Origin of the sequence: Mycobacterium sp. ITM-2016-00317 (assembly GCF_002968295.1) — a bacterium.
Lineage (GTDB): Bacteria > Actinomycetota > Actinomycetes > Mycobacteriales > Mycobacteriaceae > Mycobacterium.
The window spans coordinates 702,400-728,952 of sequence record NZ_CP134399.1; the positions used below are offsets into that span (position 1 = coordinate 702,400).

At 70.1% G+C, this 26,553-nt stretch carries 26 protein-coding genes and 1 pseudogene; 19 read left to right on the plus strand and 8 right to left on the minus strand.

Going from position 1 to position 26,553, the window contains the following annotated elements:
• The 5 genes and pseudogenes from C6A87_RS03350 to C6A87_RS03370 all read left to right on the plus strand — a co-directional run bounded on the left by C6A87_RS03350 (position 1) and on the right by C6A87_RS03370 (position 4,013).
• On the plus strand, positions 1–378 hold the full coding sequence (locus tag C6A87_RS03350) for a VOC family protein (protein ID WP_311115969.1): 378 nt from the start codon (positions 1–3) through the stop codon (positions 376–378).
• A 10-nt stretch (positions 379–388) separates the two neighbouring features.
• On the plus strand, positions 389–901 hold the full coding sequence (locus C6A87_RS03355) for a mycothiol transferase (RefSeq protein ID WP_311115970.1): 513 nt from the start codon (positions 389–391) through the stop codon (positions 899–901).
• 41 nt (positions 902–942) lie between these two features.
• Entirely contained in the window at positions 943–1,473 is a 531-nt protein-coding gene (locus tag C6A87_RS03360; protein ID WP_311115971.1) for a phosphatase PAP2 family protein, read from the plus strand.
• 10 nt (positions 1,474–1,483) lie between these two features.
• A pseudogene (locus C6A87_RS03365) lies at positions 1,484–3,015 on the plus strand (aldehyde dehydrogenase family protein).
• Positions 3,016–3,128: 113 nt separating this feature from the next.
• Positions 3,129–4,013 carry a hypothetical protein gene (locus tag C6A87_RS03370; protein WP_311115972.1) on the plus strand — a complete coding sequence of 295 codons (885 nt, stop codon included), beginning with the start codon at positions 3,129–3,131 and terminating at the stop codon, positions 4,011–4,013.
• Between the two features lie 213 nt (positions 4,014–4,226).
• On the opposite strand, the gene C6A87_RS03375 is transcribed toward C6A87_RS03370, so the two are convergent.
• The 5 genes from C6A87_RS03375 to C6A87_RS03395 form a co-directional block, all read right to left on the minus strand.
• Complete coding sequence (locus C6A87_RS03375; RefSeq protein WP_311115973.1) at positions 4,227–6,842, minus strand: LuxR C-terminal-related transcriptional regulator; 2,616 nt, start codon at positions 6,840–6,842, stop codon at positions 4,227–4,229.
• A gap of 324 nt (positions 6,843–7,166) precedes the next feature.
• Entirely contained in the window at positions 7,167–7,493 is a 327-nt protein-coding gene (locus C6A87_RS03380; protein ID WP_311115974.1) for a hypothetical protein, read from the minus strand.
• Positions 7,490–8,140 carry an LpqN/LpqT family lipoprotein gene (locus tag C6A87_RS03385; RefSeq protein WP_311115975.1) on the minus strand — a complete coding sequence of 217 codons (651 nt, stop codon included), beginning with the start codon at positions 8,138–8,140 and terminating at the stop codon, positions 7,490–7,492. Before C6A87_RS03385 ends, C6A87_RS03380 begins: the two co-directional genes overlap by 4 nt.
• On the minus strand, positions 8,141–10,168 hold the full coding sequence (locus tag C6A87_RS03390) for a prolyl oligopeptidase family serine peptidase (protein ID WP_311115976.1): 2,028 nt from the start codon (positions 10,166–10,168) through the stop codon (positions 8,141–8,143). It lies immediately after the preceding gene.
• A gap of 90 nt (positions 10,169–10,258) precedes the next feature.
• Complete coding sequence (locus C6A87_RS03395; protein WP_311115977.1) at positions 10,259–12,079, minus strand: NAD(P)/FAD-dependent oxidoreductase; 1,821 nt, start codon at positions 12,077–12,079, stop codon at positions 10,259–10,261.
• 118 nt (positions 12,080–12,197) lie between these two features.
• Here C6A87_RS03395 and C6A87_RS29160 point away from each other — a divergent pair, with 118 nt between their 5' ends.
• The 14 genes from C6A87_RS29160 to C6A87_RS03465 all read left to right on the plus strand — a co-directional run bounded on the left by C6A87_RS29160 (position 12,198) and on the right by C6A87_RS03465 (position 23,423).
• Positions 12,198–12,401 carry a hypothetical protein gene (locus C6A87_RS29160; RefSeq protein WP_396837152.1) on the plus strand — a complete coding sequence of 68 codons (204 nt, stop codon included), beginning with the start codon at positions 12,198–12,200 and terminating at the stop codon, positions 12,399–12,401.
• Complete coding sequence (locus tag C6A87_RS03405; RefSeq protein WP_311115978.1) at positions 12,398–13,192, plus strand: acetoin reductase; 795 nt, start codon at positions 12,398–12,400, stop codon at positions 13,190–13,192. The genes C6A87_RS29160 and C6A87_RS03405 overlap by 4 nt, the downstream gene beginning before the upstream one ends.
• 23 nt (positions 13,193–13,215) lie before the next feature.
• Positions 13,216–14,541, plus strand: coding sequence for a GAF domain-containing protein (locus tag C6A87_RS03410; RefSeq protein ID WP_311115979.1), 1,326 nt, complete (start codon positions 13,216–13,218; stop codon positions 14,539–14,541).
• A 1-nt stretch (position 14,542) separates the two neighbouring features.
• Positions 14,543–15,037, plus strand: coding sequence for a DUF779 domain-containing protein (locus C6A87_RS03415; RefSeq protein WP_311117806.1), 495 nt, complete (start codon positions 14,543–14,545; stop codon positions 15,035–15,037).
• A 103-nt stretch (positions 15,038–15,140) separates the two neighbouring features.
• On the plus strand, positions 15,141–15,419 hold the full coding sequence (locus C6A87_RS03420; protein ID WP_311115980.1) for a putative holin: 279 nt from the start codon (positions 15,141–15,143) through the stop codon (positions 15,417–15,419).
• Positions 15,412–15,801: a hypothetical protein gene (locus C6A87_RS03425; RefSeq protein ID WP_311115981.1), complete on the plus strand. Its 390-nt coding sequence runs from the start codon at positions 15,412–15,414 to the stop codon at positions 15,799–15,801. Before C6A87_RS03420 ends, C6A87_RS03425 begins: the two co-directional genes overlap by 8 nt.
• A gap of 49 nt (positions 15,802–15,850) precedes the next feature.
• The gene (locus tag C6A87_RS03430; RefSeq protein ID WP_311115982.1) at positions 15,851–17,422 is read left to right on the plus strand and encodes an ABC transporter substrate-binding protein; all 1,572 of its coding nucleotides are present in this window, start codon (positions 15,851–15,853) and stop codon (positions 17,420–17,422) included.
• The gene (locus tag C6A87_RS03435) at positions 17,410–18,399 is read left to right on the plus strand and encodes an ABC transporter permease (protein ID WP_311115983.1); all 990 of its coding nucleotides are present in this window, start codon (positions 17,410–17,412) and stop codon (positions 18,397–18,399) included. Before C6A87_RS03430 ends, C6A87_RS03435 begins: the two co-directional genes overlap by 13 nt.
• Entirely contained in the window at positions 18,396–19,196 is an 801-nt protein-coding gene (locus tag C6A87_RS03440; RefSeq protein ID WP_311115984.1) for an ABC transporter permease, read from the plus strand. Before C6A87_RS03435 ends, C6A87_RS03440 begins: the two co-directional genes overlap by 4 nt.
• A 23-nt stretch (positions 19,197–19,219) precedes the next feature.
• The gene (locus C6A87_RS03445; protein ID WP_311115985.1) at positions 19,220–19,984 is read left to right on the plus strand and encodes an ATP-binding cassette domain-containing protein; all 765 of its coding nucleotides are present in this window, start codon (positions 19,220–19,222) and stop codon (positions 19,982–19,984) included.
• Positions 19,981–20,598, plus strand: a complete 618-nt coding sequence (locus tag C6A87_RS03450; protein WP_311115986.1) for an ATP-binding cassette domain-containing protein — start codon at positions 19,981–19,983, stop codon at positions 20,596–20,598. The genes C6A87_RS03445 and C6A87_RS03450 overlap by 4 nt, the downstream gene beginning before the upstream one ends.
• Before the next feature lie 5 nt (positions 20,599–20,603).
• The gene (gene lpdA / locus C6A87_RS03455) at positions 20,604–22,004 is read left to right on the plus strand and encodes a dihydrolipoyl dehydrogenase (protein ID WP_311115987.1); all 1,401 of its coding nucleotides are present in this window, start codon (positions 20,604–20,606) and stop codon (positions 22,002–22,004) included.
• Entirely contained in the window at positions 22,005–22,283 is a 279-nt protein-coding gene (locus C6A87_RS03460; RefSeq protein WP_311115988.1) for a hypothetical protein, read from the plus strand. It begins immediately after the preceding gene.
• Positions 22,284–22,340: 57 nt separating this feature from the next.
• Positions 22,341–23,423 (plus strand): GGDEF domain-containing protein, encoded by a 1,083-nt coding sequence (locus C6A87_RS03465; protein ID WP_311115989.1) that lies wholly within the window; start codon positions 22,341–22,343, stop codon positions 23,421–23,423.
• A gap of 9 nt (positions 23,424–23,432) precedes the next feature.
• On the opposite strand, the gene C6A87_RS03470 is transcribed toward C6A87_RS03465, so the two are convergent.
• The 3 genes from C6A87_RS03470 to ramB all read right to left on the minus strand — a co-directional run bounded on the left by C6A87_RS03470 (position 23,433) and on the right by ramB (position 26,439).
• Entirely contained in the window at positions 23,433–24,404 is a 972-nt protein-coding gene (locus C6A87_RS03470) for an alpha/beta fold hydrolase (RefSeq protein WP_311115990.1), read from the minus strand.
• A 68-nt stretch (positions 24,405–24,472) separates the two neighbouring features.
• Positions 24,473–25,015: a carboxymuconolactone decarboxylase family protein gene (locus C6A87_RS03475; RefSeq protein ID WP_311115991.1), complete on the minus strand. Its 543-nt coding sequence runs from the start codon at positions 25,013–25,015 to the stop codon at positions 24,473–24,475.
• Positions 25,012–26,439: an acetate metabolism transcriptional regulator RamB gene (gene ramB, locus C6A87_RS03480; RefSeq protein WP_311115992.1), complete on the minus strand. Its 1,428-nt coding sequence runs from the start codon at positions 26,437–26,439 to the stop codon at positions 25,012–25,014. The genes C6A87_RS03475 and ramB overlap by 4 nt, the downstream gene beginning before the upstream one ends.
• Positions 26,440–26,553: the final 114 nt, after the last annotated feature.

Consider the following 26,553-nt stretch of genomic DNA (forward strand, 5'->3'; position numbering starts at 1 on the left):
ATGATCGACCACTTCGGAATCAACTGTGCTGACTGGGAAGCGGCGAAAGCGTTCTACGACAAGGTTCTCGGCGTGCTGGGCTACACGCGGCAGATGGACTACCAGGTCGCGATCGGGTACGGCAAAGACGGCAAGCCCGACTTCTGGATCGGTGACATGAACGCCGGAAACGTTGCGGGGCCCAACCGCGAGATCCACGTTGCGTTCCAGGCCGCCGACACCGACGCGGTGCAGGCGTTCTACGACGCGGCGCTGGAGGCGGGGGCGGAGTCGCTGCACGCCCCGCGGCTGTGGCCCGAGTACCACCCCGGCTATTACGGCGCGTTCATCCGGGATCCCGACGGCAACAACGTGGAGGCCGTCTTCCACGGCGCGTAACTTGGCGGACATGGCCGAAATCGATGCCGCCCGGGAGCTGCTCCGCGATTCGTTCACCCGCCTCATCGAGCACGTGGACGACCTCACCGAGAACCTGACCGACGAGGTGGCCTACTACCGCCCGACGCCGGAGGCCAACACGATCACGTGGTTGATCTGGCACAGTGCCCGCATCCAGGACGCCCAGCTGTGCGACATCGCCGCCGTCGAACAGGTGTGGTTCCGGGACGGCTGGGTCGACAGGTTCGCCCTGGACCTGCCGCGCGACTCGCACGGCTACGGGCACACCCCGGAGGAAGTGGCCAAGGTCCGCGCCTCGCCCGAGTTGCTCGCCGGTTACTACCACGCAGTGCACAAGCTTTCGCTGGAGTACGTCGCGTCGGTTTCGGCCGACGAGCTGTCCCGGATCGTCGACGAGCGGTGGACGCCGCCGGTGACGGCGAGCGCGCGGCTGGTCAGCATCATCGACGACGCCGCCCAGCACCTCGGACAGGCGGCCTACGTCCGGGGACTGGTGCGCTGAGGACGCCGATCCGGTGGTGGCCGCCGATCGGGCTGGCCGCCATGATCCTGCTGGGCCTGGCGGTCGGCAAGGGGTCCACACCGGTCGACGACTGGTTCCAGGAACTCGGTGCGCAGCATCGGGAGCTCAAGTACCTGTTGGTGTTCACCGCGGGCCGGCTGGTGGTCGGCCTGTGCGTGGTGGTGTTCCTCGCGGCGCTGGTGCAGCGCAGGTGGAGGCTGGCGCTGATCACCGTGGTGACCCCGGCGGTGGCGGTGCTGGCCGCCCGCGTGGCCAAGCAGCTGTTCGGCCGCGTCAAAGAGGGCGGGCTGTGTTATCCGAGCGGGCACACCACGGCGACGTTCGTGGTGCTGGCGATGGTGGTGTTGCTGCTCGGCCCGAAAGTGTGGGTCCTCGTGGCCGCCGCGGTCGTCATGGTGCTCGCGGTGATCGGGCAGGCTGTGGCCTACCACTACTTCACCGACGCGATCGGTGCGCTGCTGCTCGGCAGCGCGTGCGTGTGCGCCGCCGTGTCCCTCAGCAGACTTGACACGTGTCAACCCAAGTGCGAGCTGGATCACAGCGGCCGTTAGCATTGGGGGCATGACAGCGACGTCTGACACGACCTCGACCTCCACGACGTTCACCGGCACCGCCACGATCAGGAACCCGGCGACCGGCGGTGTCGCCGGAGAGGTGCGCTGGACCGACCCCGCCGACGTCGCGCGCGTCGCGGCGGGCCTGCGCACCGCGCAGCAGGAATGGGAGGCCCGCGGCGCCAAGGGACGGGCCAAGGTGCTGGCCCGCTACGCCGTCTGGCTGGGCGAACACCGCGCCGACATCGAGCGGCTGCTGATCGCCGAGACCGGAAAGTCCGCCGCGGACGCCGCCCAGGAAGTCCCGCTGATCCTGATGATCACCTCGTACTACGTGCGGACGATGGCGAAGGCCCTGGCACCCGAGGCCCGGCGGGCGGCGTTGCCGTTCCTGTCGATCAAGAAGATCGCCGTGCACTACCGGCCCCGGCCCGTCGTCGGCATCATCGCGCCGTGGAACTACCCGGTGGCCAACGCCCTGATGGATGCGATCGGCGCGCTCGCCGCCGGCTGCGCGGTCCTGCTCAAGCCCTCCGAGCGCACTCCGCTGACCGCCGAACTGCTGTTGCGGGGCTGGCTGGATTCCGGGGGCCCCGACGTGCTGGCCCTGGTCCAGGGCGCGCGTGAGGTCTCCGAGGCGGTCATCGACAACTCCGACTACATCCAGTTCACCGGCTCCAGCGCGACCGGCGCGAAGGTGATGGAACGGGCCGCGCGCCGGCTACGCCCGTCAGTCTCGAACTCGGCGGTAAAGACCCGATGATCGTGCTCGAGGACGCCGACATCGAGCTGGCCGCGCACGCCGCGGTGTGGGGTGCGATGTTCAACGCCGGACAAACCTGCGTCTCCGTCGAGCGGGTGTACGTGCTGGAGCAGGTCTACGACCAGTTCGTCGCGGCGGTGGTGCGTGACGTGCAGAACCTCAAGATGGGCGCGGGGGAGGGGCACGCGTTCGGCGCGATGATCGACGACAGTCAGGTCGAGGTCACCGCCCGGCACGTCGAGGACGCGCTCGCCAAGGGTGCCCGCGCGCTGACCGGCGGCAGACGCGGGTCCGGGCCGGGCAGCTTCTACGAGCCGACGGTGCTGGTCGACGTCGACCACTCGATGGCGTGCATGACCGAGGAGACGTTCGGCCCCACGCTGCCGATCATGAAGGTCTCCTCGGTGCAGGAGGCCGTCCGGCTGGCCAACGACAGCCCGTACGGACTCTCGGCCGCGGTCTTCTCCAAAGACATCGAGCGGGCCCAGGATGTTGCGCTGCAACTGGATTGCGGCGGCGTGAACATCAACGACGTGATCTCCAACCTGATGTGCACCACCGCGCCGATGGGCGGGTGGAAAACATCGGGGATCGGCGCGCGGTTCGGCGGGCCGGAGGGTCTGCGCAAGTACTGCCGGATCGAGACGGTGGTCAGTCCGCGCACCAACGTCAGCGCCGGCGGCAACTACTACAACAACTCCCCGCGGGCCCTGAAGCGGATGAACACGCTGATGACCAAGCTCGCGCTGATCCGCCCGCGCCGGATGGCCAAGTAGCGACGGTAAGTTCGACTACGACACCAAGGACACGACACCAAGGGCACGACACCAAGGGCCACGCGCTTTCCGACCGACCGGGAAAGGACGCGCCCGGACAGGAGGATGCGTCCGTGCGTTTTCTCGCCGCGCTGCTGTTGTGGCTGCTCGCGACGATCGCGCTGGCCGCCGCGGTGCCTGCGGGGTGGGCGCAGACGCACCTCGTCGACGAGGACGGCTACGCCGCGTTGGCTGCGTCGGCGGCCCGGGACGCGCGGCTGCAGGACGCCATGGCCGCCGAGCTGACCACCCAGGTCGTCGCGCTCGGCGCCGACAACGGCTACACGCTCAACCCGGGGCTGGTTCGGCAGGTCGCGGACTCCTACACCCGCAACGCGGGCTTTCCCGGGCAGTTCGCGCAGGCCAACCGCATCGCGCACCGGTGGATGTTCACCGGCGCCGTGCCCAGCGGGAACTCCACCGACCAGTGGCTGATCGACGTCGCCCCGATGGTGTCCGATCCGTCGTTCTCCGCCACGCTCGGCACGCTCGACCTGCAGGTGCCGCCGACGCTGACCGTGCCGATCACCGTGGACACCCCCGAGTTGCAGCCGGGCAAGCTGCGCTGGCTGGCCACCTGGGGCCCGTGGGCCAGTATCGGCACCGCCGCGCTCACCGCCGTGTTCGCGCTGCTGACGCTGGCCGCGGCCAGGTCGCGGGGTAAAGCGCTCACCGCTCTCGGCGTGTCGGCGCTGCTCGTCGGGGCCGCCGGATGGGCGGCCATCGAGGTCGGCGGCCGTTACGTCGACGCCGCACTGAACCGCACCACCGGAGACATCCGGACCGTCGCCGAGGTGATGGTGGCCCACGCCGAGGCCAGCCTGCACCAATGGCTGAACTACACCTTGCTGGCCGGTGGCGGGCTGGTGGTCGTCGGGGTGCTTGCAGCGGTGATCGGCGGCGCGCTGCGCCGGCCTACAGGCGGTCCATCGCCCGTGACAGCGCCGCGCTCTCCATAAACGAAAGATGGTGCGGGTGTCCGTGTACGTCCCAGTCGGTCCGGACGCGGCGCGGATGACGGCTCCGCCAGTGCACCAGCGCGTCGACCCGGGCAGGCATGGTGATCGTCATGGTCGTTCTCCCCTCGATCAATGCTCACCCGAATCGTCGCGCGGCCCCGAGGCGCCGACATCAGTAGCGCGATACTTAACTCGGCCGCCCGCGGCCACGTGCTACTCGGGAAAGGGCGGACGCTTCAGGCGGTCCAGCAGCCCGGCGAGTTCGTCACGGCAGGTGGTGCCCGTCTTGGCCATCGCGTTGTAGACGTGACTTTCCACCGTGCGCACCGACAGCTGGAGGCGGTCGGCAATCTCCCGGTTGGACATCGGTTCGCCGAGCAGCATCACGATCTCGCGTTCGCGATCGGTGAGCGGGAGCCGTGCGACAGCCTGCTGCAACGCGGGCGTGCAGACCCGGACGATCCCGGCCAGCGCCTCGGCCCGGGCGGAACAGCGCAACGCCGACCCGCGCAGGCTCTGCCTGCGGAAGTGCACCGCGGCATAGGCCGAGGCGTCGACGGCGGCGACCAGGTCGCCCATTTCTTCGAAACTTCTTGACAGAGATTCCAGTTCCGGCGAGTCGGCGCAGCCCAGTGCGGTGGCGAACCGACGCGCGAGCTCGACGCGCGGACCCTCGACGAGCCCGCCGAGTTCACCCAGGCGTTCGGCGGTGGTGGCGTCGCCGAACTGCGCGGCGGTCTGCAGGCACAGCACCTCGGCTGCGTACTGGCCGCGTCGGCCCGCTGTTTCGGCTGCCGTCCGGACAATCTGCACGGCTTCGCTGACCGCGCCGTGACAGCAGGCGACCCAACCGCCGGCGATCGCCAGCGCATAGTCGAGATGGCGCCAACTCGGGTGGAAGAACACGTCCAGACTCTCGAGAGCGGCAGTGGCCTGTTCGGTCGATCCGCGCATGGCCAGCGCGGTCGTCAATACGATGCGATAGCGATATCCGAAGCCGCCGAACGAATTCCATGTGGCCGGGCGCTGGACCACCGGTGCGAGCAGTGCGCACGCCCGGTCGGCCCTGCCTGCGGCAAGGGCGGCCTGGGCGCTCACCGCGACCGCGGCCTGACCGAACGGAGATCCTGGCGACGTCATCGCCTGCTCGCGCATACGCACCGCGACATCCTCGGCATCGGTGACCCGGCCGGCCAACACCAGGGCGGTGACGTGTGCGTCGGCGATCAGAACGAACGCCCGGACCGGGATCGGGTAGCCGGCTTCGGAGGTCACGACCGCGTCAGCGGTATGACCGGCCTCCCCGTGCGCGACCGCGATCGCCCACATCGTCAGCCTGCGCTGGAAATCATCGGGCAAATCGGCGAGGTCGAACCTTCCGGCACACTCGAGCGCCGCGGCGGGGGCGCCCATGGCCGCCCAGTACACGCACCGGGAAGCGTTGAGCGACGGATGTTCTGGGATCGATTCGACCGCGATGTCGTTCACCAACTGCCTGGCCCGCTGGGGCCGGGACAGCGTGAACAACAGATTGGCCGCCCGCAGAAATGTCAACCGGCCCCGGTCGGTCGGGCTGAGAGCAGACGAATCAACCTCGGCCAGCAGTGATTCAGCCTCGTCGCCGGAACCGAGGCAGGACAGCACGAACGCTCGGACGATACGGGCTTCGGATCCGCCAGCGGCCCTGACGGCCGCCGCTGAGAGCCTGTCGGCAAGCGGCAGGTTCAGCATCCATGCCGCGCCGCGGGCGGCATCGAGCAGGAGGCCCACGTCGGGTGGCAGATCGGAGTCCAGGCTGAGCGTCCCCCGGCGCACCATGACGTGGATGTCGTCCCGGTGTTCCGGTGCCGCCAGTTCGGTGGCCACCAGCCCTCGCAGCCGGCGCAGCGTCGTCCGCGGCGCCCGGCCCCGGCGTACCTCGCCGTAGAGCGGATGGGCCAGCCGGACCTCGACCACGCCGTCGCCGGGCGTGAACGAGATCAGACCACGCCGGTCAGCCTCCTCGACCGCGGTCGCGGCGGTGAGCCGGGTCAGCGACCGCAGCTCGATGGGCTCGCCCACGGCCAGGACGTCGAGGACCGCGCTGACCGCGTCCGGCAACCCGCCCAGGCGCGCCTCGACCACCTCCACCAGGCGCGGCGGGATCACCGCGTCGCCGTGCCAGCACCAGATGCGGTCACGGACCGCGAGCCGGCCGTCGGCCACCTCTTGTTCGACGATGTTGCGCAGATAAAGCGGATTTCCCCGGGTCAGTGCCCACAGCCGGTCCCCGACGTCCGGGCCGAGCGGGCCGCCGAGGACCGCTGAGACCAAAGTCGCGGTCGCGGACGCAGACAGCGGGCCGACGTCCAGATGGTCGAGTTCGCCGCCCTTCCACAATTCGTGTGTCGCGGCCGGCACGGGTTCGTCGTCGCGCACGGTCAAGACGACCTTGGCCGATCCACGCTGGATGATCTGGTGCACGACCACCGTGGACAGGTCGTCGAGCAGCGGCGCGTCGTCGACGCCGACGACCACCGGCGCACCGTCTGGTGACGTGGTCAGTGCCGCGACGACGTCGTGGACGAGCTGCAGGCTGTCGTTCCCGGATGACCGGGCCCACGGGGTCAGCGCGCCGAGCGGCAGCCTGCGGGCCGCCGAGGTGCCGACCACCCAGTGCACCCGCCACCCGCGGGCGCCGAAGGACGTGAGTGCGTCCCGGGCGATACGGCTCTTGCCGACGCCTGCGGACCCGCTTACCACGATGCCCGCCGACGCGGAATCCACCAGCGCGGCTTCGATCTGTCGCGTCAGTCCGGTCCGGCCGGTCAGCGGCCAGGTCAACCGCATACGGCTCAGCGTAGGAGCCCGATGCGCGCGAGATAAGGGGGTCTCGGGTCCGGAAATGTAGGTACTCCGCTACTGATGTCCAGGGTCCCGCGCACAGCAACGATGGAATCCGTGAGCACCGATTCGGCTACGACGCGTGTGCTGCCAACCGTTTTCGACGCCGCACTGCCGACGCTGGCTTATGACGACGTGGGGGACCCGGCGCGATCATGATCGGCGACCACGGACCGGAGGTGCTCAGCTATCAGGAGGTGCAAAGTGGGCCGCGCGCCCCGGGGGACGCGAGGTGTTTCTGTCCGCACAGGGATCGCGTCCGGGCTGGGCCTACCCGCGACCTCGGGGCGGCGGATCGGGGCGGCGGTTCGGCTCGTAGGCCGAATGAATACGTCCACCGATCTTGATGTACGGCGTGCGGAAGTACGCCCAGCCGATCATCAGGATCAGCGCGGCGGCGGTGAACGCGACCGAGCTCTGCACATCGGGCAGTCCGCCGAGGAACAGCAGGACCACCCCGGCGGCGGTGCCCGCCCAGTAGATCCTGCGCTTGACCGCCCGCGCGGACGCGGTGGCGGTGTCCCACCCCGGCACGGCGAAGCCCAGCAGCAGCGCCAGCGCGCCGGCGCCCAAAAGCACCCAGGACACGGTCGTCATGAGCTCGGCAGCAGCATCTGGAACCCGTCGACGATCTGCTGGGATTCCTTGATGTACCGGGGATTGACCGGGTCGGTGGTCTGGATCGTCACCGTGGCCAGATAGGTGGTGCGGCCGACCTCGGCGACCACCGCGTGCATGATGATCGGCCGCTCCGGCGCCGGTCCGAGTGGAGGGGCCATGTAATGCGTCGTCTCCGAAGGTAATCCGCAGGTGGTGTTGCTGCGGGTGTCCAGATCGAAGGCCCCCATCATGGTTTCCAGGTTGGCCCGGTTCTGCGCGAACACCTCCTCGGGCGTCTGATCGCCCCGCGCCGATTCCAGGGTCACGACGGCATTGGTGGCGAACCGGTCGGCGACCAGATCGGTGGAGACGATGGTGTAGCGGATGATCTGGCTGTCCATCATCGCGTTGCGCTCCCACCCGTCCGGGACCGGGATGCGCAGGTGCGGCTCGCGGGCGTTCTCGGCCGGGATGTCCTCCAGCGGTAGGTCAACGGTGGCGCACAGGCTCTCGTCACCGTCGGTGGCCGACGCCGGCGGTGGCGGCCCGACCGCGGAAACCGCTGTGCCGGTGACACTGTGGCTGCAGGCAGACAACACCAGTGCGGTCGCCGCGGCGACCAGCGGTTTCCACGGCACCGTCATCTAGTTGCCGCCCAGTGTGCGGAGCAGGAACTCGTAGACCAGCGCGGCCCGGAACGCGACCTGCGGGTTGTCGGAGGCACCGGCGTGGCCGCCCTCGATGTTCTCGTAGTAGCGCACCGGATGGCCGGCGGCCTCCAGTGCCGCGGTCATCTTCCGCGCATGTCCCGGGTGCACCCGGTCGTCCCGGGTGGAGGTGGTGATCAGCACCGGCGGGTACCGACGATCGGCCGAGATGTTCTGGTACGGCGAGTATTCGGAGATGAACGCCCAGTCCTCGGGATCGTCGGGATCGCCGTACTCGGCCACCCAGGACGCGCCGGCCAGCAGCAGATGAAATCGCTTCATGTCCAGCAGCGGCACACTGCACACCAGCGCGCCGAACAGCTCCGGGTACTTGGTGAGCATGATGCCCATCAGCAGCCCTCCGTTGCTGCCGCCCTGGGCGCCGAGCTGGTCCACCGTCGTGATGCCGCGCGCCACCAGATCCTTTGCCACCGCAGCGAAGTCCTCGGCCACCAGATGGCGGCCCGCCCGCATGGCCTGCGTGTGCCAGGTGGGGCCGTACTCGCCGCCGCCGCGGATGTTGGCCAGCACGTAGGTGCCGCCGCGGGACAACCACAACCTGCCCATCACACCGTCGTAGCCGGGGGTGCGGGACACCTCGAACCCGCCGTACCCGCCGAGCAGGGTGGGCCCGGCCGCCTGCCGGTGCCGGTGGCCGACGACGAAGTACGGGATGCGTGTGCCGTCGTCGGAGATCGCGAAGTGCTGCGCCACCTCGATGTCGGCGGTGTCGAAGAACGACGGGGCGCGTTTGATCTCGCTGAGCTCGCCACCGGCCGTGCCGTACAACAGCCTCGACGGGGTGTCGAAACCCGAAGAGTCGAGGAAGATCTCGTCCCCGAGGGGGTCCGCCGCGACGATCGAGGTGTTGGTGTTCTCGGGCAGGCCGTGCACCGGTTCGGAGGTCCATTCGCCGGGGACGTACACCTCGACGCGACTGGCGACATCGGCGAGCGTCACGACCACCAGGCGGTCCCGGGTCCACGCGTAGTGGTGCAGACAGGTGTGCTCGTCCGGGGCGAACACCACCTGCAGTTCGGCGGTGCCGGCCAGGAACTGCTCGTAGTCGGCGGCCAGCAGCGATCCGGCGGGGAAGGGTGTGGTGCCGTAGGTCCAGTCGGTGCGCAGTTCGATCAGCAGCCACTCGCGGTGGATCGAGATACTGGCGTCGGTGGGGGTGTCGATCCGGATCAGCTCGCCGTCGCGCAGTTCGTAGACCTGCTCGTTGAAGAAGTCAAGCGCCCTGCTGACCAGCGTGCGTTCGAAGCCTTCGGTGAGGTCCCTCGAGCTGGCCACGATCACATCGGAATCCGCGCCGCTGAACACGGTTTCGGCCTCGGCCAGCGGTTGCCCCCGGCGCCACCGCTTGACCAGCCGGGGATAGCCGGACTCGGTCAGCGACCCTTCACCGAAATCCGTACCGACCAGCAGGGTGTCGTGGTCTTCCCAGGACACCTGCGACTTGGCCTCGGCCAGCTCGAACCCGCCGTCGACGAAGGTTCTTGTGCGCATGTCGAATTCGCGCACCACCGCGGCGTCGGAGCCGCCCCGCGACAGGCTGATCAGCGCCAGGGAGTGGTCCGGGTCGATGACGTCGGCGCCCGCCCACACCCAGTTCTGGCCGTCGGTGCGCGCCAGCTCGTCCACGTCGATCACGACGTCCCAGTCGGGTTGCTCGGTGCGGTAGCTCTCCAGCGTCGTGCGCCGCCACACCCCTTTCTGGTGGTCGGCGTCGCGCCAGAAGTTGTACAGGTACTCGCCGCGCCTGCGCACGTACGGAATCCGTGTGTCGGTGTCGAGCACCTCCAGCGCCTCGGTCCGCATCTGCTCGAAGCGTTCCCCGGCGAACTCGGCCAGCGTCGGTTCGTTGTGCTCGCGGACCCAGGCCAGCGCGTCGTCGCCGGTGACGTCCTCCAGCCAGAGGTAGGGATCGGTCTCGGTCGGCTCGGGGCGGGTGTCGGTCACGCCACCATTCTGACCTCACGCCGAAATTGCGTTCCACGCGGGCTGCGGGCCCTTTTCGCCGCGTGGAATGCAATTTCGGCGGGGAGAGGGTCAGGACAGGTGGTGGACCTCCTGCAGGCCGTACACCGGTGTGGGCATCCCCTCGAAACGGGCCTTGAGCTGCAGTGCCAGGTACAGCGAGTAGTGCCGGGACTGGTGCAGGTTGCCGCCGTGGAACCACAGGTTGGGCTGCTGGGTCGGCTTCCACATGTTGCGCTGCTCGCCCTCCCACGGCCCGGGGTCCTTCGGGGTGTCGCTGCCCAGGCCCCACACCTTGCCCACCTTGTCCGCGACGTCCTGACCGATCAGGTCGGCCGCCCAGCCGTTCATCGAGCCGTAGCCGGTCGCGTACACCACGACGTCGGCGGGCAGTTCGGTGCCGTCGGACAGCACCACCGAGTTCTCGGTCAGACGGTCGACCTGCCCGTGCGCCAGCTTGATTCGTCCGTCGGCGACCATGTCGCAGGCCCCGACGTCGATGTAGTAGCCCGACCCGCGCCGCAGGTACTTCATGAACAACCCGGATCCGTCTGCACCCCAGTCCAGTTCGAAGCCGGCCGCTTCCAGGCGGTCGTAGAACTCCTTGTCGCGTTCGCGCATCTGGTCGTACAGCGGGATCTGGAACTCGTGCATGATCCGGTACGGCAGCGACGCGAACGTCAGGTCCGCCTTCTCGGTCGTCATCCCGGCGGCCACCGCCCGCTCGGAGTACAGGTCACCGAGCCCGACGTCCATCAGGGTGTCGGACTTGACGATGTGGGTGGACGAGCGCTGCACCATCGTCACGTCGACGCCGTTCTCGTAGAGCGCCTTGCAGATGTCGTGCGCGGAGTTGTTCGACCCGATCACCACGGCCTTCTTCCCGACGTACCTGTCCGGTCCCGGATGCGCCGACGAGTGGTGCTGGTCGCCGGCGAAGACGTCCTGACCGGGCAGCGTGGGCACGTTCGGCTTGCCCGACATGCCGGTGGCCAGCACCAGCTGGGTCGGGTGCAGGGTCAGCCGTTCACCGTCGCGGTCCACCTCGACGGTCCACTGCTGGGCCTGATCATCGAACACCGCCGACAGGCAGGTGGTCTTCGACCAGTACGGCACCTCCATCACCCGGGTGTAGAACTCCAGCCAGTCGCCGATCTTGTCCTTCGGCGCGAACACCGGCCAGTTCGGCGGGAACGGCAGATACGGCAGGTGGTCGTACCAGACCGGGTCGTGCAGGCACAGCGACTTGTACCGCTTGCGCCACTGGTCGCCGGGGCGTTCGTGCTTGTCGACGACGATCGCGGGCACACCGAGCTGGCGCAGCCGCGCCCCGAGCGCGATACCGCCCTGACCGCCGCCGATCACCAGCGCGTACGGCTGGATGGACCGGCCCAGCTCGGCGTCCTCGGCGGCCTTCTTCTCGGCCCACGACCGCGGGTCCGGATCGTCACCGTGGACCGCGCCGAGGACGCGGCTCTCGCCCCTGGGTTCCTCGTGGCCCTTGAGCTCCTGCAATGCGGTGAGCAGGGTCCAGGCCTGGTCGCCCTTGAGCCGAAGATGCCCGGTGCCCCGGCCGGAGGCGGTCTCGAACTGGATGAACGCCGAGGTCACGTCGCCGTCGGCGGTTGCTTCCTCCCTGGTCCGGAAGCCCGACGGGTCGGTCTCGGCGAGCCGCGCACCGAGCATGTCGGCGATCTGGTCGCGACCCTCCATGGTCTTGATGTTCCAGGTGAACGACACCAGGTCGCGCCAGAAGCTGTCGACGGCGAACATGCCGGTCGCCCGTTCGATGTCGCGCACCGCGAGCGCGGCCTCGAAGTCGGCCAGCCAGCGGTCCACGCGCTGCTGCGGGGTCTGCTCCGTGGTGGTCTGAGAGTCGAGAGTCGAAGTCATGTGAGCCAGAACACACCTATGCCCGCACGCTCGGCAAGAGTTGCGAACGGTTGCACCCGCGGGTGCAACCCTGTGCAACTCTTTCGCACTGTGGCGGCGGTCACATAGACATACCGCTATGCGAGCAGCTGTGTACCACGGACCGAACGCGCTGAAGGTCGACGACGTCCCCGAACCGCAGGTGCGGCCGGGCACCGTCAAGCTGCAGGTCGGGTTCAACGGGATCCCGATCGACGACGTGGTCGACGAGGGGTTCGAAGCACTGCACGCCGGCACGAAGATGAAGGTATTGGTCGACCCGAAAGGAGTTGCACAGCAATGACGATCAACGGAAAGGTGGCCCTGGTCACCGGCGCTGGGCGCGGTATCGGACGCGGCATCGCGCTGCGCCTGGCCCGCGACGGCGCCGACGTCGCCCTGGTCGACGTCGATCAGGACAATCTGGGTGGGGTCACCGACGAGATCGCCGAGACCGGCCGCAAATCAACGACATTCGTCGCCGATGTCAGCGACCGCGATCAGGTGTTCGCGGCGGTGGACCACGCCGCATCGGCACTGGGCGGGTTCGACATCATGGTGAACAACGCCGGGATCGCGCTGGTCGGCCCGATCGCCGACGCGACCGCCGACCAGGTCCGCAAGCTGTGGTCGATCAACGTCGACGGGGTGCTGTGGGGAATCCAGGCCGCCGTCGCCAAGTTCAAGGAACTCGGTAACCACGAGGCCGGCAAGATCAGCAAGATCATCAACGCCTCCTCGATCGCCGGGCACGACGGTTTCGAGATGCTGGGGATCTACAGCGCATCGAAGTTCGCGGTGCGCGGGCTGACCCAGGCCGCGGCCAAGGAGCACGCTGCCGACGGCATCACCGTCAACGCGTACTGCCCCGGAGTGGTCGGCACCGACATGTGGGTCGAGATCGACAGGCGTTTCGCCGAACTGACCGGCGCGGCCGAGGGCGCGACCTACGACAAGTTCGTCGGCGGCATCGCGCTGGGCCGCGCCGAGACCCCCGACGACGTCGCCGGGTTCGTCTCCTATCTGGCGGGACCGGACGCCGACTACATGACCGGGCAGGCCGGGCTGATCGACGGCGGTCTGGTCTACCGCTGAGATAGGGGGCACTATGGGCTTCGATGCAAGGTTCGCCCGTGCCTGAGCCCGCGGTGGCGGTCGGCGAGGACCCGCGCAGCTATGCGCGGCTGATGTCGGCGGTCTACGACGCGACCATGGCCGGCCACCGCGCACCGGCCCGGCCGCGGGAGGTGATCGGCGAGTCCTGGCGCCGGATGCTGGCCGGCGGCCTGGACGCCCGGGGGGCCGACGTCGCACCGGTCGTGGAGTCCGGCGCGCTGGAGATGCTGCGCCGGTCGTCGGGGCTGATGGAGGTGCTCGGGGAGATCTCGCACGGGCTGGAGTCGCTGGTCGCCGACGGGCACAACATCCTCGTCGTCGCCGACGCCCGCGGCCGGGTGCTGTGGCGGTCCGGATCGCCCGCGGTGCTGAACAACGCCGACCGGCTCGGGTTCGTCGAGGGCGCCAACTGGGGCGAGGGAGCCGTCGGCACCAACGCGATCGGTACCGCACTGGTATCCCAGGGACCCGTGCAGGTGTTCTCGGCCGAGCACTTCCTGCGCAGCCACCACCCGTGGACCTGCGCCGGGGCGCCGATCCGGGATCCCCGCACCGGACAGGTCATCGGGGTCGTCGACGTGTCGGGCCCCGCGGCCACGGTGCACCCGACCACCATCGCGCTCGTCGACGCCGTGGCCCGACTGGCCGAATCGCAATTGCGACAGGAACACGACCGCACCCTGAACCGGCTGCGCGCGCTGGCCGCGCCGATCCTCGCGCGGATGGGCAGCCCGGCGCTGGCCGTCGACACCGAGGGCTGGGTGGCCGCCGTCGACGCGATGCCGCTGCACAACCGGATTCTGCTGCCCGAGCAGATGGCGCCGGGCCGGGTCTGGTTGACGGCGTTGGGCATGTGCGCGGTCGAACCGCTGCCCGGCGGGTGGCTGGTCCGGCTGGCCGACCGGGACGACGGGGACGCGCAGGTCTCCCGGGCGACGCTCGACCTCGCCGATCCCGACGCGCCGGCGTTGGTGATGGCCGGCGAGTTCGGCAGCTGGCGCCACGATCTGAGCCTGCGGCACGCGGAGATCCTGTGCACGCTCGCGATCTCACCGCAGGGGCGGACCGCACCCCAGCTCGCGGAGGATCTCTACGGCGACCGGTCGCGGGTGGTGACCGTGCGCGCGGAGATGTCGCGGCTGCGCAAGCAGTTCACCGGCCTGCTCGCGGCGCAGCCGTACCGCTTCGCCGGGTCGGTCGACCTGCAGGTCCGCTATCCGGTCGACCGCAGGCTGCTGCTCCCGCCCTCGAAGGCCCCGGCGATCCGCGCCGCAAGGACCGCCGCCGTGGTGGGGCAGTGCGCCGTCGCGGGGGAGGAAGATGACTGACGTGGAGATCCCGAAGCGAGCGCTGGTGACCGAGTCCGCCGCCGAACTGCTGCGCGATCTGCAGCAGCGGCACGGCGCGTTGATGTTCCACCAGTCCGGCGGCTGCTGCGACGGTTCGTCGCCGATGTGTTACCCCGACGGGGACTTCATCGTCGGGGACCGCGACGTGCTGCTCGCGGTGCTCGACGTCGGCGACGGCGGGGTCCCGGTGTGGATCTCCGGCCCGCAGTTCGATGCGTGGAAGCACACCCAGCTGGTGATCGACGTGGTGCCCGGCCGCGGCGGCGGGTTCAGCCTCGAAGCGCCGGAGGGCAAGCGCTTCCTGTCGCGCGGCCGAGCGTTCACCGACGACGAGAACCGCGCGCTGGACGCCGAACCGCCGGTGACGGGCTCGGCGTACGAGCGGGGGGAGCGGCCGCCGGCGACCGGCACGCACGTCGTCGCCGAGGCCGGCCTCGAGATTCAGGACGCCTGCGCCATTCCCGTCGCGGAATAGCGTTCCCGGCTGCAAAATCGGCCCTCTCGGCGACCCGGAATACTATTCCGCGGCCGGGCGCGCCGCCCGGGGTATTGCCGACCAGGGCGTTATCGTCTGAGGCGTGATCCCGCTGCCACGCGCATCGGTGCTGGCCGGAGTGATGATCGTCGGCGTCGCTCTCGGCATGATGGCCGCGCTCGTCGCGGCTGTCGAGATCACCGCGACCATCCGCCCTGACCTCGCGATCGGCCTGGTGGTCGGCGTGCCCGGTGTCGTGGGCATGGCGATGATCCTGCTGTCGAGCAAGCGGTGGGCGACCGCGCTGGGCGCGATGATCCTGGCGATCGGTCCGGGCTGGTTGGGTGCGATGACCGCGATCCAGGTGGCCTCCGGTGTCTGAGGACCAGATCGCGCTCGACGCCCCCGCCGGTCCCGCCGAGATCCCGCCCCGGCACGTGCCACCGGTGGTGATCCCCGCGGTCGCCCAGTACGTCAGCCGCTGGCGCTTCGCGCTGATCGTGATCGGCATGTGGATCGTCGCCGCCGCGGCAGGTGCCGGCCTGTACTACTGGTGGTATCACTCGCTGGACAAGGCCGTGCCGGTGTTCGCGGTGCTGGTGTTCGTGATCGCCTGTGTGGTCGGCAGCCTGCTGTCCTCGATGGTGCAGGACCGGCCGGGCGTCGCCGCGATGGCGGTCGCGATGATGTCCGCGCCGATGGCCGCGGGCGCCGGTGCGGCGCTGCTCTACGCCGCGTACGTGTTCGGCTGGATCCCCAGGTGACCGCCCGGTAGGTCGCGCGGCCCTCTTGCTCATGTGTTCAGATAGACACATGAAACTGCGGGTGGCGCTGGCGTGTGCCCTGACCGTGGCCACCGTCGCCGCATGCGCCGGCCCCGCCGAGGAGCAGACCGACCAGATCGTGCTCGCCGACAGCTACCAGCTCGGCGGCTACAACCCGGTCAACGGCTACTCCGAATCCGGCGTCTCGCCGATCTACGAAGGGCTCTACCGCCCCGACGCACCCACCGACGACACGGTCCCCGAACTGGTCCCGGCCCTGGCCGGACGGGCACCCGAACCGGCCGGCCCCCACCGCTGGCGCATCCCGCTGCGCGCCGGCGTCGTGTTCTCCGACGGCAGCACCTTCGACTCGGCAGACGTGGTCGCCACCTACGCCGCGGTCGCGGATCCGGCGGTGGCCTCGGAGATCTCGACGTCGGTGGCGCCCATCGTGGCGCTGACCGCCGACGGCCCGGGCGCCGTCGTCGTCGAACTCGACACCGCGGCCGACCCGCGGCCGTATCTGCTCCTCGGGATCCTGCCCGCCGAGAAGATCGAGGCCGCACCCGCCGCCGACTGGGCGGTCAACACCGCGCCGGTGGGCACCGGCCCCTACCGCCTGGACAGCCTGCGGCCCGACCAGGCCGTGCTGGTCGCCCGCGACGACTACTGGGGGGACCCGGCGCAGGTCAGACGTCTGGTCTACCTGTACACGCCCGACGACAACGCGCGGGCGCAGAGCATCGTCTCGGGTGCGGTCGACGGCGCGAATCTGCCGCCGCGCCTTGTCGATTCGATCGCAGGTGACGAGGTACAGACCGTCGGCGTGCGGTCGGCCGACTGGCGCGGCGTCGCACTGCCCGCCGGCAACCCGTTCACCGCCGACGTCCGGGCCCGGCTCGCGATGAACCTCGGGGTGGACCGTGACGCGATGGTGCGCGACGTGCTCGCCGGCCACGGCCGCCCGGCAGGCACGCCGGTCGCCGAGATGTACGGGCCCGCCTACAACCCGGATGCCGGTTTCGCGTTCGACACCGACCGCGCCGCAGCGGTGCTGGACGACGCGGGGTGGCGCGTCGGCGCCGGCGGGATCCGCGAAAAGGATGGCGTGCGTGCGTCTTTCGAGCTTCTCTACAACGCGCAGGACACGCTGCGCCGCGACCTGGCGGTGGCGTACGCGGCCGCGATGCAGCCGCTGGGCATCGACGTCCGGCCCCGCGGCACCAGCTGGGACGAGATCGACACCCGGTTCGGTGACTCCGCGGTGCTGCTCGGCGGCGGCGCGACGCCCTACAGCATCGATTCCCAGGTGTACGACACGCTGCATACCCGTGTCCCGGACTCCTCGCCGTACTCGAATCCGGGCAATTTCACCGCGCCCGGCCTCGACGACATGCTGGAGCGCGCTGTGCGGTCGGCACCCGGACCGGAGAAGGACCGGCTCTACCGCGACATCCAGGCGGCCTACACCGCCGAACCGTCGCAGGTGTTCCTGGTGTTCCTCGACCACACCTACGGCTACCGCGACACCGGCTGGAACCAGACGGCGCCGATCATGGAACCGCACTCGCACGGTGTGTCGTGGGGTCCGTGGTGGAACGTGGCCCGATGGACACGCTGACGCCCGCGGCCGCCGCGGCGCGACTTCTGGGTGTGCGCATCGCGATCGCGATCCCGCTGACGGTCGCGATCTCGGCGGCGATCTTCGCCGTCGCGTCGCTGTCGCCGTTCGACCCGCTGGCCGCCTACCTCGGCAACAACTACCAGTTCGCCACCCCGTCCCAGCGAGACGCGATGCGCGCGGCCTACGGCACTGACCAGCCGTGGTATCTGGCGTGGTGGCAGTGGCTGGGCGGACTGGTCCGCGGTGACCTCGGCTGGTCGTCGACCCAGTCGCAGCCGGTCGCGACGGTGCTGGCCGAGCGGATGCCGTTCACCCTGGGACTGTCCGGCGCGGCGCTGCTGGCCGCGACCGCGCTGGCGCTGCTGCTGGGATGTCTGGCCGGCATGCGCCGCGGCGGCCTGCTCGACCGCCTGGCCACCGGGTTCTCGGTGACGTTCGCCGCCGTGCCGCCGTTCGTGGTGTCACTGGCGCTGGTGGTCGTCGTGGCGGTGGGCCTGCGCTGGCTCCCGGCGTCGGGCGCGGCCGCCCCGGGTGCCGGCTACACCGTGGAAGGCGTTCTGCGGCACGGCATCCTGCCGTGGGTCGCGCTCACGGTGTCGATGATCCCGTGGCTGCTGCTGACCACCCGTGCGGCGGTGGCGGCCGGTGTCGACTCCGACGCGGTCCGCGGCGCCCGGTCCCGGGGTGTGCACGGCTGGGCGCTGCTGCGCGGGCACATCGCGCCGGTCTCGGTGCTTCCCACGCTGGCGTTGCTGGGCACCCGGCTTCCGGAGCTGATCGCCGGCGCGGCGATCGTGGAGACCGTGTTCGGCTGGCCGGGGATGGCCGCCGTGCTGGTGGATTCCGCTGCAGCGCTTGACTTCCCGTTGTTGGCCGCGTTGACGGTCGCGGCGGCGGCCGCGGTGCTGGCCGGTTCCGCGCTTTCCGACGCGGCCGCGGTCGCGATCGACCCACGCATCCGGATGGCGGCATGAAGCCGCAGGCACCCTGGGTGCTGCTCGCCGTGATCGTCGTTGCCGCGGTGGGCATCCCGCTGCTGGCGGGCCCGCAGGTCGCCGACTTCTCCGCGGCGCTGCGGCCCCCGGGCGCCGGACACCTTGCCGGAACCGATCATTCGGGCTACGACCTGCTGACCCGCACCGCCGAAGGACTGCGGGTGTCGCTGTTGATCGCCGTCGTCTGCGCGGTGGCGGCCACCGCGCTCGGCCTGGCCATCGGCGTCGCCGCCGCGCTGGTCGGCGGCTGGCTCGACGCGGTGGTGATGCGGCTGGTCGACGGCGTCAACGCGCTGCCCCACCTGGTGGTGGGGATCGTCATCGCCGCGATGTGGCGCGGGGCGCCGCTGGCGATCATCGCCTCGATCGCACTGACCCACTGGCCGGCGGTGGCCCGGGTGGTGCGCGCCGAACTGCTCGCGGTCGCCGAGGCGGGCTGGGTGGAGACTTCCCGGCTGGCCGGCGCCTCCCGGTGGTTCACCGCCCGCACCCACCTGATCCCGGCGGTCACCGGGCAGGCGCTGGTCGCGATGGTGGTGCTGCTGCCGCACGCGGTGTGGCACGAATCCACACTGTCGTTCCTCGGCGTCGGGCTCTCCCCGGACCGGGCCAGCCTGGGCACCCTGCTCAGCGAGGCCCGCGGCGACGTGCTGACCGGGGCGTGGTGGACGCTGGCCGTGCCCGCGGCGGCGCTCATCGCGACCGCGGTGGCGTTCGCCGCGGCCGGCGCCTCCGCGCGCGACCGACGCCGTGCGCCGACGGGGCAGGTGTGGTGACATCCCGCACGCGAGGAGGACTAATGATTTCAGCCCGCCTGACCGCGCTGACGGTCGACATCGCGCTGCGGCGCGGACGGCACTCGTCGGCCGTGCGCGTCCTCGACGACGTACACCTCGACGTTCCGGCCGGCCGGGTCACCGCGCTGATCGGTGAGTCCGGTTGCGGGAAATCACTTGTCGCGGCGGCCCTGTCCGGTCTGCTGCCACCCGGCTCCCGGGTCCGCGGGCAGGTGCGGCTCGGCGACCGCGAGCTGCGCCCCGACGACGAACCGGCCTGGCGGGACGTGCGCGGCCGGCACGTCGGGGTGGTGCCGCAGTCGGCGGCGACGTCGTTCACTCCGGTGCGCACCGTCGGCTCCCAGCTGGGCGAGGTCTGCGCCCGTCTGGGCGCGGACCGCGGCCCGGACGAGTTGTGTGCGGCCGTCGCGCTGCCGGCCACGGTGGTGCGGCGCTACCCGCACGAGTTGTCCGGCGGCATGGCCCAGCGCGTCGCGATCGCCGCGGCGCTGGCCGGACGGCCCGGGCTGCTGCTGGCCGACGAACCGACCTCGGCACTGGACCCCGACAACGCCGCGATGGTCTGGCGGCTGCTCGGCGACGCGGCCGCCGACGGCGCCGCCGTGCTGGTGATCACCCACGACATGCCGTCGCTGCTGCGGTCCGCGGTGTGCGACGACGTCGCGGTGATGACCCGCGGCACCGTGCGGTCCCGGCAGCCACTAGCCGACGCGCTCGCCGACCCCGACCCGTACCTGCGGGCGCTGCTCGGCACGGTGCCGGTGTGAGCGGCATCGAGGCGCGCGGCCTCACGGTGTCCTTCCGCGGCGCGACGGTGCTCGACGGCGTGGACCTCGACGCGCCCGCCGGCGCGGTCACCGGTGTCACCGGAACGTCAGGCAGCGGCAAGACGACGCTGCTGCGCGTGCTCGCTGGTCTGCACCCGGCCGACGCGGGCGAAATCCGCTACGACGGCGCCGCGGCGCCGGCGAAGGGGTCAATCGCGCTGCTGGCCCAGCATCCCCGGCTGGTGTGCAATCCGCGCTGGACTCTGGCCAGGGTCGTCGCCGAGCCCGCCGCGATCCGCGGGGAGGAGCCCGCCGTCGACGAGGTGGCGCTGCGCGTCGGCCTGGAACCGGAACTGCTGGAACGCTATCCGGGGCAGGTCAGCGACGGCCAGCTGCAACGGGCGTGCCTCGGCCGCGTCCTGGTCCAACGGGCCCGCTACGTGCTGTGCGACGAGCCGACCGCGATGCTCGATCCGATCGCCACGGGGTCGGTGGTGTCGCTGCTGGCCGAGTTCGCCGCTGATGGGGCCGCGGTCGTGCTCGTCAGTCACGACCCCGCGTTGGTCGACGCTCTCGCGGCGCACGCGCTCGCCTTGCCGCGCCCATTAGGGTGAGAACCGTGACCCACTATGACGTCGTAGTCCTCGGAGCCGGTCCCGGCGGGTACGTCGCGGCCATTCGTGCCGCACAGCTCGGCCTGAGCGCCGCCATCATCGAACCCAAGTACTGGGGCGGCGTGTGCCTCAACGTCGGGTGCATCCCGTCGAAGGCGCTGCTGCGCAACGCCGAACTGGCGCACATCTTCACCAAGGAAGCCAAGACGTTCGGCATCAGCGGTGAGGCCACCTTCGACTACGGCGCGGCCTACGACCGCAGCCGCAAGGTCGCCGACGGCCGGGTGGCCGGCGTGCACTTCCTGATGAAGAAGAACAAGATCACCGAGATCCACGGGTACGGCAAGTTCACCGGGCCCAACAGCATCGAGGTCGATCTGAACGAGGGCGGCACTGAATCCGTCGAGTTCGACAACGCGATCATCGCGACCGGCTCGAGCACGCGACTGGTGCCCGGCACCTCGCTGTCGGAGAACGTGGTCACCTACGAGGACCAGATCATGTCGCGGGAGCTGCCCGGGTCGATCATCATCGCCGGCGCCGGAGCCATCGGCATGGAGTTCGCCTACGTGCTCAAGAACTACGGCGTCGACGTCACGATCGTCGAGTTCCTGCCGCGCGCGCTGCCCAACGAGGACGCCGAGGTCTCCAAGGAGATCGAGAAGCAGTACAAGAAGCTGGGCGTGAAGATCCTCACCGGCACCAAGGTCGAGAAGATCACTGATGAGGGGGGCGACGGGTCCGTAATCGTCACGGTCAGCAAGAACGACAAGTCCGAAGAGCTCAAGGCCGACAAGGTCATGCAGGCCATCGGGTTCGCCCCCAACGTCGAGGGCTTCGGCCTGGACAAGGCCGGCGTCGAGCTGACCGACCGCAAGGCCATCGGCATCGACGACTACATGCGCACCAACGTGCCGCACATCTACGCGATCGGCGACGTCACCGGCAAGCTGCAGTTGGCGCACGTCGCCGAGGCGATGGGCGTGGTCGCCGCCGAGACCATCGCCGGCGCCGACACGCTGGCCCTGGGCGACTACCGGATGATGCCGCGCGCGACGTTCTGCCAGCCTCAGGTCGCGTCGTTCGGCCTGACCGAGCAGCAGGCCAAGGACGAGGGCTACGACGTTGTCGTCGCGAAGTTCCCGTTCACCGCCAACGGCAAGGCGCACGGACTGGCCGACCCGACCGGCTTCGTGAAGCTGATCGCCGACAAGAAGTACGGCGAGCTGCTGGGCGGCCACCTGATCGGACCCGACGTCTCCGAGCTGCTGCCCGAGCTGACCCTGGCGCAGAAGTGGGACCTCACGGCCAATGAGCTGGCCCGCAACGTGCACACCCACCCGACCCTGTCCGAGGCGCTGCAGGAGTGCTTCCACGGGCTGGTCGGCCACATGATCAACTTCTAGTTGAGGGCGCTCTGGGTCGCCAGCGCCGGCGGGCTGGTGGTCGGCCACATCCTGTGGCTGGCCGCGATCTCGGCGGCGATCGCGTCGACGGACATCTCCACCTGGGTGCTGGTGGTGGCCGCGGTGTCCTTCGCCGCCGGGGTGGCGTGTGTGTTGCTGGCGCGGCAGAAGATGCGCCGCAAGGACCGCAGGTCCGAGATCTGGGCGGCGTTCCTGTGGGCGCTGCCGGTCTCGCCGGTGCTGTTCTCGCTGGCTGTGCTCGGCGTGACCTACCTGTAGCCGTATCCGGCCCCGGCATTGCTTGACGGTGTTTGCCGGGACTCCCAGAATGGCCCGGTGGGGGACAGGGCCGTCGACAATCCGCTGCTGCAATGGTGGCGTCAGCGCGATGACTACCAATGGCGGGTGGAATTCCTGCGCAGCCGGGGACTTCTCTCGGTACTTCGCTGGCTGATCGCAGGCATCGGCGCGACGATGGGCGCGCTCTCGGTGCTCAACGTCTTCCTCACCCCCGGCGTCGACGGCACACCGGCCCGGGTCGGATGGGCCGTGGTGGCCATCGGCTCCCTGGGCTGGGCGGCCCGCTGGGCGTTCCTGCCGTGGCCGACCCCCAGGGCCTCGGCGGCGATGGTGGTGTTCGTCGACGTGCTGATGACTCTGTCGGCGCTGCTGTTCGGCGACCCGGCGCTGGCCATGTCGGGGATCCCGATACTGCTGTGTGCGGGCGGCTATGTGGTGTTCTTCCACGGTCCGCGGCTGCATCTGGCCCACATCATGTGGTGCACGGTCTCGGTGGTGGGCATCGCGGTGTGGCTGGCCGCGACCACACCCGAGCACGGCCTGCAGGTTGCACTGTCGCGCGCCGTGATCGCGCTGCTGGTCACGGTGTGCATCCTGCCGGCGCTGCAGTTCGGCTTCTGGTTGCTGCAGGACAGCTCGATGCAGTCGCTCACCGATCCGCTGACCGAGCTGACCAACCGGCGCGGGCTTGCGGTGTCGGTCAAACGGCTCAACGAGGGTGTGCCTCCCGACGCGGATCTGTGCGCGCTGCTGATCGACATCGACGGCTTCAAAACGGTCAACGACACGCTCGGGCACGCGACCGGCGACGACGTGCTGATCCGTACGGCGCGGCGGATCCGGGCGAGCGTGCCCGAGCGCGCCGTGGTGGTGCGCTGGGGCGGTGAGGAGTTCCTGGTCGTCGACCGGATGCCGGGGGCGAGCGCCGAGGGCGTCGCGGAGCGGATCCGCGGCGAGGTCTCCGCGCCGGCGCAGCCGCCCGTCACGGTGAGCATCGGTCTGGCCTGCGCCCGCTCGGACGCCGATCTCGGTGACGTGATCACCGCCGCCGACACCGCGATGTACGAGGCCAAGGCCCGCGGCGGGGACCGCGTCGTGGTCACCACCGAGGCGCACTGAGTCCCGGCGTCAGCCCTGCTGTCGTGTCCGGCCGGTCCCGTTCGGCCGCTGCAGGTGCGGCGCGAGGAACGCGAGCACGTCGTCGGCCTTCGCGAAGCCGCCCAGGTGGCTTTCGTCGGGCATCAGCAGCAGGTCCACATCGGCTAGGTGCCCGGCGGCGGCCTGCGCGTCGGCCAACGAGATGATCGAGTCGGCGTCACCGTGCCACCAACGCACCGGCACCGTGACATCGGCGAGCCGAAAGCCCCAGTCCCGGCCGAACATTCGGGCATCGTCGAGCAACGCCTGGAATCCGCCGTTGGCCACCTGGACGATGTCGTCGATGAACATGGCCTCGATCTCCGGGTTGGCGAACACCCGCTTGTCGCCGTCGGGCATCGCGGCTGCCAGACCCGAGTAGGCCAGGTGGGCGAGCGGGATCACCGGGGTCAGCATCCCGGCGGTCACCGCGGCGAACGGGCGGCGCAGCGCCGACGTGACCGCTGCCATCTGCCGGGCCAGCGCGATCGCTCCGCTGCACGTGGCATCCGGGCCGACCGACGGGGTCACCCCGCCCAGGACCGCGACGGCCACCACCCGGTCGCGCAGCGCCGGCATCCCGGCACACGCCAGCGCGTAGGGGCCGCCCCCGGACAGGCCGACCACGCCGAGCTTGTCGGCCCCGAGCACGTCGGCGACGTGTGCCATATCCGACGCCCAGTCGCCGATCTGGGTGTAGCGGTGCCGGTCGCTCAAACCCGCGCCGGCCCGCTCGACGAGCACCACGCGCAGTCCAAGCTTTTCGGCGGCGCGCCGGCCGACGATCGGCAGCTGACGGCGGCCACCGGGCGTGCCGTGGAACCACAGCACCACCGGGCCGGCCGGATCGCCGAACTCGGCATAGCCCAACCTTCGGCCGTCGGGGAGGAAGAAGGTGCCCTCGGCGCGAGGCGGTTCGCAACGGGGGACGCCGGGTGGGTGGCGCCAAGGGTTCGAAACCATGAACGGATGGTAGCCGCGGTGTTTACATCCAGGCGGCGATATGTCAATCGACCGCGCCGCGCACCCGCCTAGTCCGGGAAGTCCAGCGGTACGCCCAGCGTGGCGATGGTGGCCGCCAGACCGTCGTATTGCGCTGCGAGCAGGCAGAATTCGATCAGCTGCGGCTTCGTGAAGTGCTGCGAGAGCGCCTGCCACGTCTCGGGGGAGACGCCCCGGGTGACGACGAACTCGTCGGTCGCGGTGATCAGGGTCCGCTCCCGGTCGGACAGCCCCTCGGCGTCCGGCCCGGCGAAGATCCGGGCCTGGGTGTCGGCGTCGAGCCCGCGGCTGCGGGCCAGCCTGCGGTGCTGCTGCAACTCGTACTCGCTGCCGCGCAGGTGCCCGACCCGCAGGATCACGATCTCGGCGTCGCGCCGGGACAGCTTGCCCGCATACAGCAGGTGACCCGACAGCGGCAGCCAGGTCAGGAACAGCAGCCGGTGCTGACCGAGCACGTTCATCAGGCTGAACCGGGGCCTGCGGATGCCGCGGGCGCCGAGCTTGGCGATCGCCCAGTTCAGCGGGCCGAGTTCCTTGAAGCCGCCGGGCTCGATCCGTCCGGATGTACTCATGGCTGCCTCACCAGGTAGGGCGACACCGTCGAGCGGTGTTCGTCGATGTCGAGCGCGCGGCCGAGCGCGGGGAATGCGCGCTGCGGGCAGTTGTCCCGCTCGCACACCCGGCAGCCGGCGCCGATCGGGGTCGCTGGGACATTGGGGTCACCGGTAACCAAACCCTCCGAGTAGACCAGCCGGTGCGCGTGCCGCAGTTCGCAGCCGAGACCGATCGCGAACGTCTTACCCGGCTGACCATAGCGCGACGCGCGGCGCTCCACGGTCCTCGCCACCCACATGTAGGCGCGTCCGTCGGGCATCTCGGCGATCTGCACGGAGATCTTTCCGGGGTTGGCGAACGTCTCGTAGACGTTCCACAGCGGGCACGTGCCCCCGCTGGAGGAGAAGTGAAAACCGGTGGCGGACTGACGTTTGGACATGTTGCCGGCCCGGTCGACCCGGACGAACGAGAACGGGACGCCCCGCATCGACGGCCGTTGCAGGGTGGAGAGCCGGTGGCAGGTGGTCTCATAGCTGACCGCGTAGTAGGCCGAGAGCCGTTCTACGTCGTAGCGGAACTTCTCGGCCACCTGGTGGAACTGGCCGTAGGGCAGCACGGTGGCCGCGGCGAAGTAGTTCGCCAGCCCCATCCGCGCGAGCGTGCGCGACTCCCCGCTGGTGAATTTGCCTTCCTCGACCAGCTTGTCGATCAGCTCGCCGCACTCCAGATAGGCCAGTTCGGCGGCCATCCGGAACACCGCCTGACCCGGGGACAGCCGGTCGCCGACCTCGAGCCGGCGGGTCGCGGGGTCGTAGCGGTGCAGCACCCCCTCGCCGAGGTCGACCCGGCGGATGACGGTGACGCCGTGCACGAAGCGCAGCCGGTCGGTCAGATCGCCGGCGAGCTCGCCGCGGTGCACCCGCATGTCGGCGGTGAGTTCCTCGGCGGCGGTGTCGAGTTCGTGCAGATAGTTCTGCCGTTGGTAGAAGTAGTCGCGCACCTCTTCGTGCGGCATGGAGATCGAGCCCGTGCCGCTGGCGCTGCCGACGTTGAACCGGTCCTCGGTCGCCGCGGCGAGCTGGGTGGTGGTGAGTTGATAGCGGCGGTGCAGGTTCACCATCGCCCGGGCCAGCGACGGGTGCGTCCCGACCATGTCGGCGACCTCGGCGGGATCGACGGCGACGTCGAGGTCGCGGTCCATCAGGACCTCGCGCAGCTCGGCGATCAGCCGGGTGTCGTCCTGGGAGGCGAAGAACGTGGCGTCGACCCCGAACACCTCGGTGATGCGCAGCAGCACCGCCACGGTCAGGGGCCGGACGTCGTGCTCGATCTGGTTCAGGTAGCTCGGCGAGATCTCCAGCATCTGCGCGAGCGCGGCCTGGCTGAACCCGCGTTCGCTGCGCAGTTGCCGGACCCGGGCGCCGACGAACGTTTTAGCCACGGTGGTCAGCGTACCGAGGGACTAACACCGCTGCGAAGGAGAAATTTGCAGCCTTGGCAGCCGGGCGGCGTGTGGCAGTATCGAAAATCGTGAGTACCAGCCGGGGGACGGCGG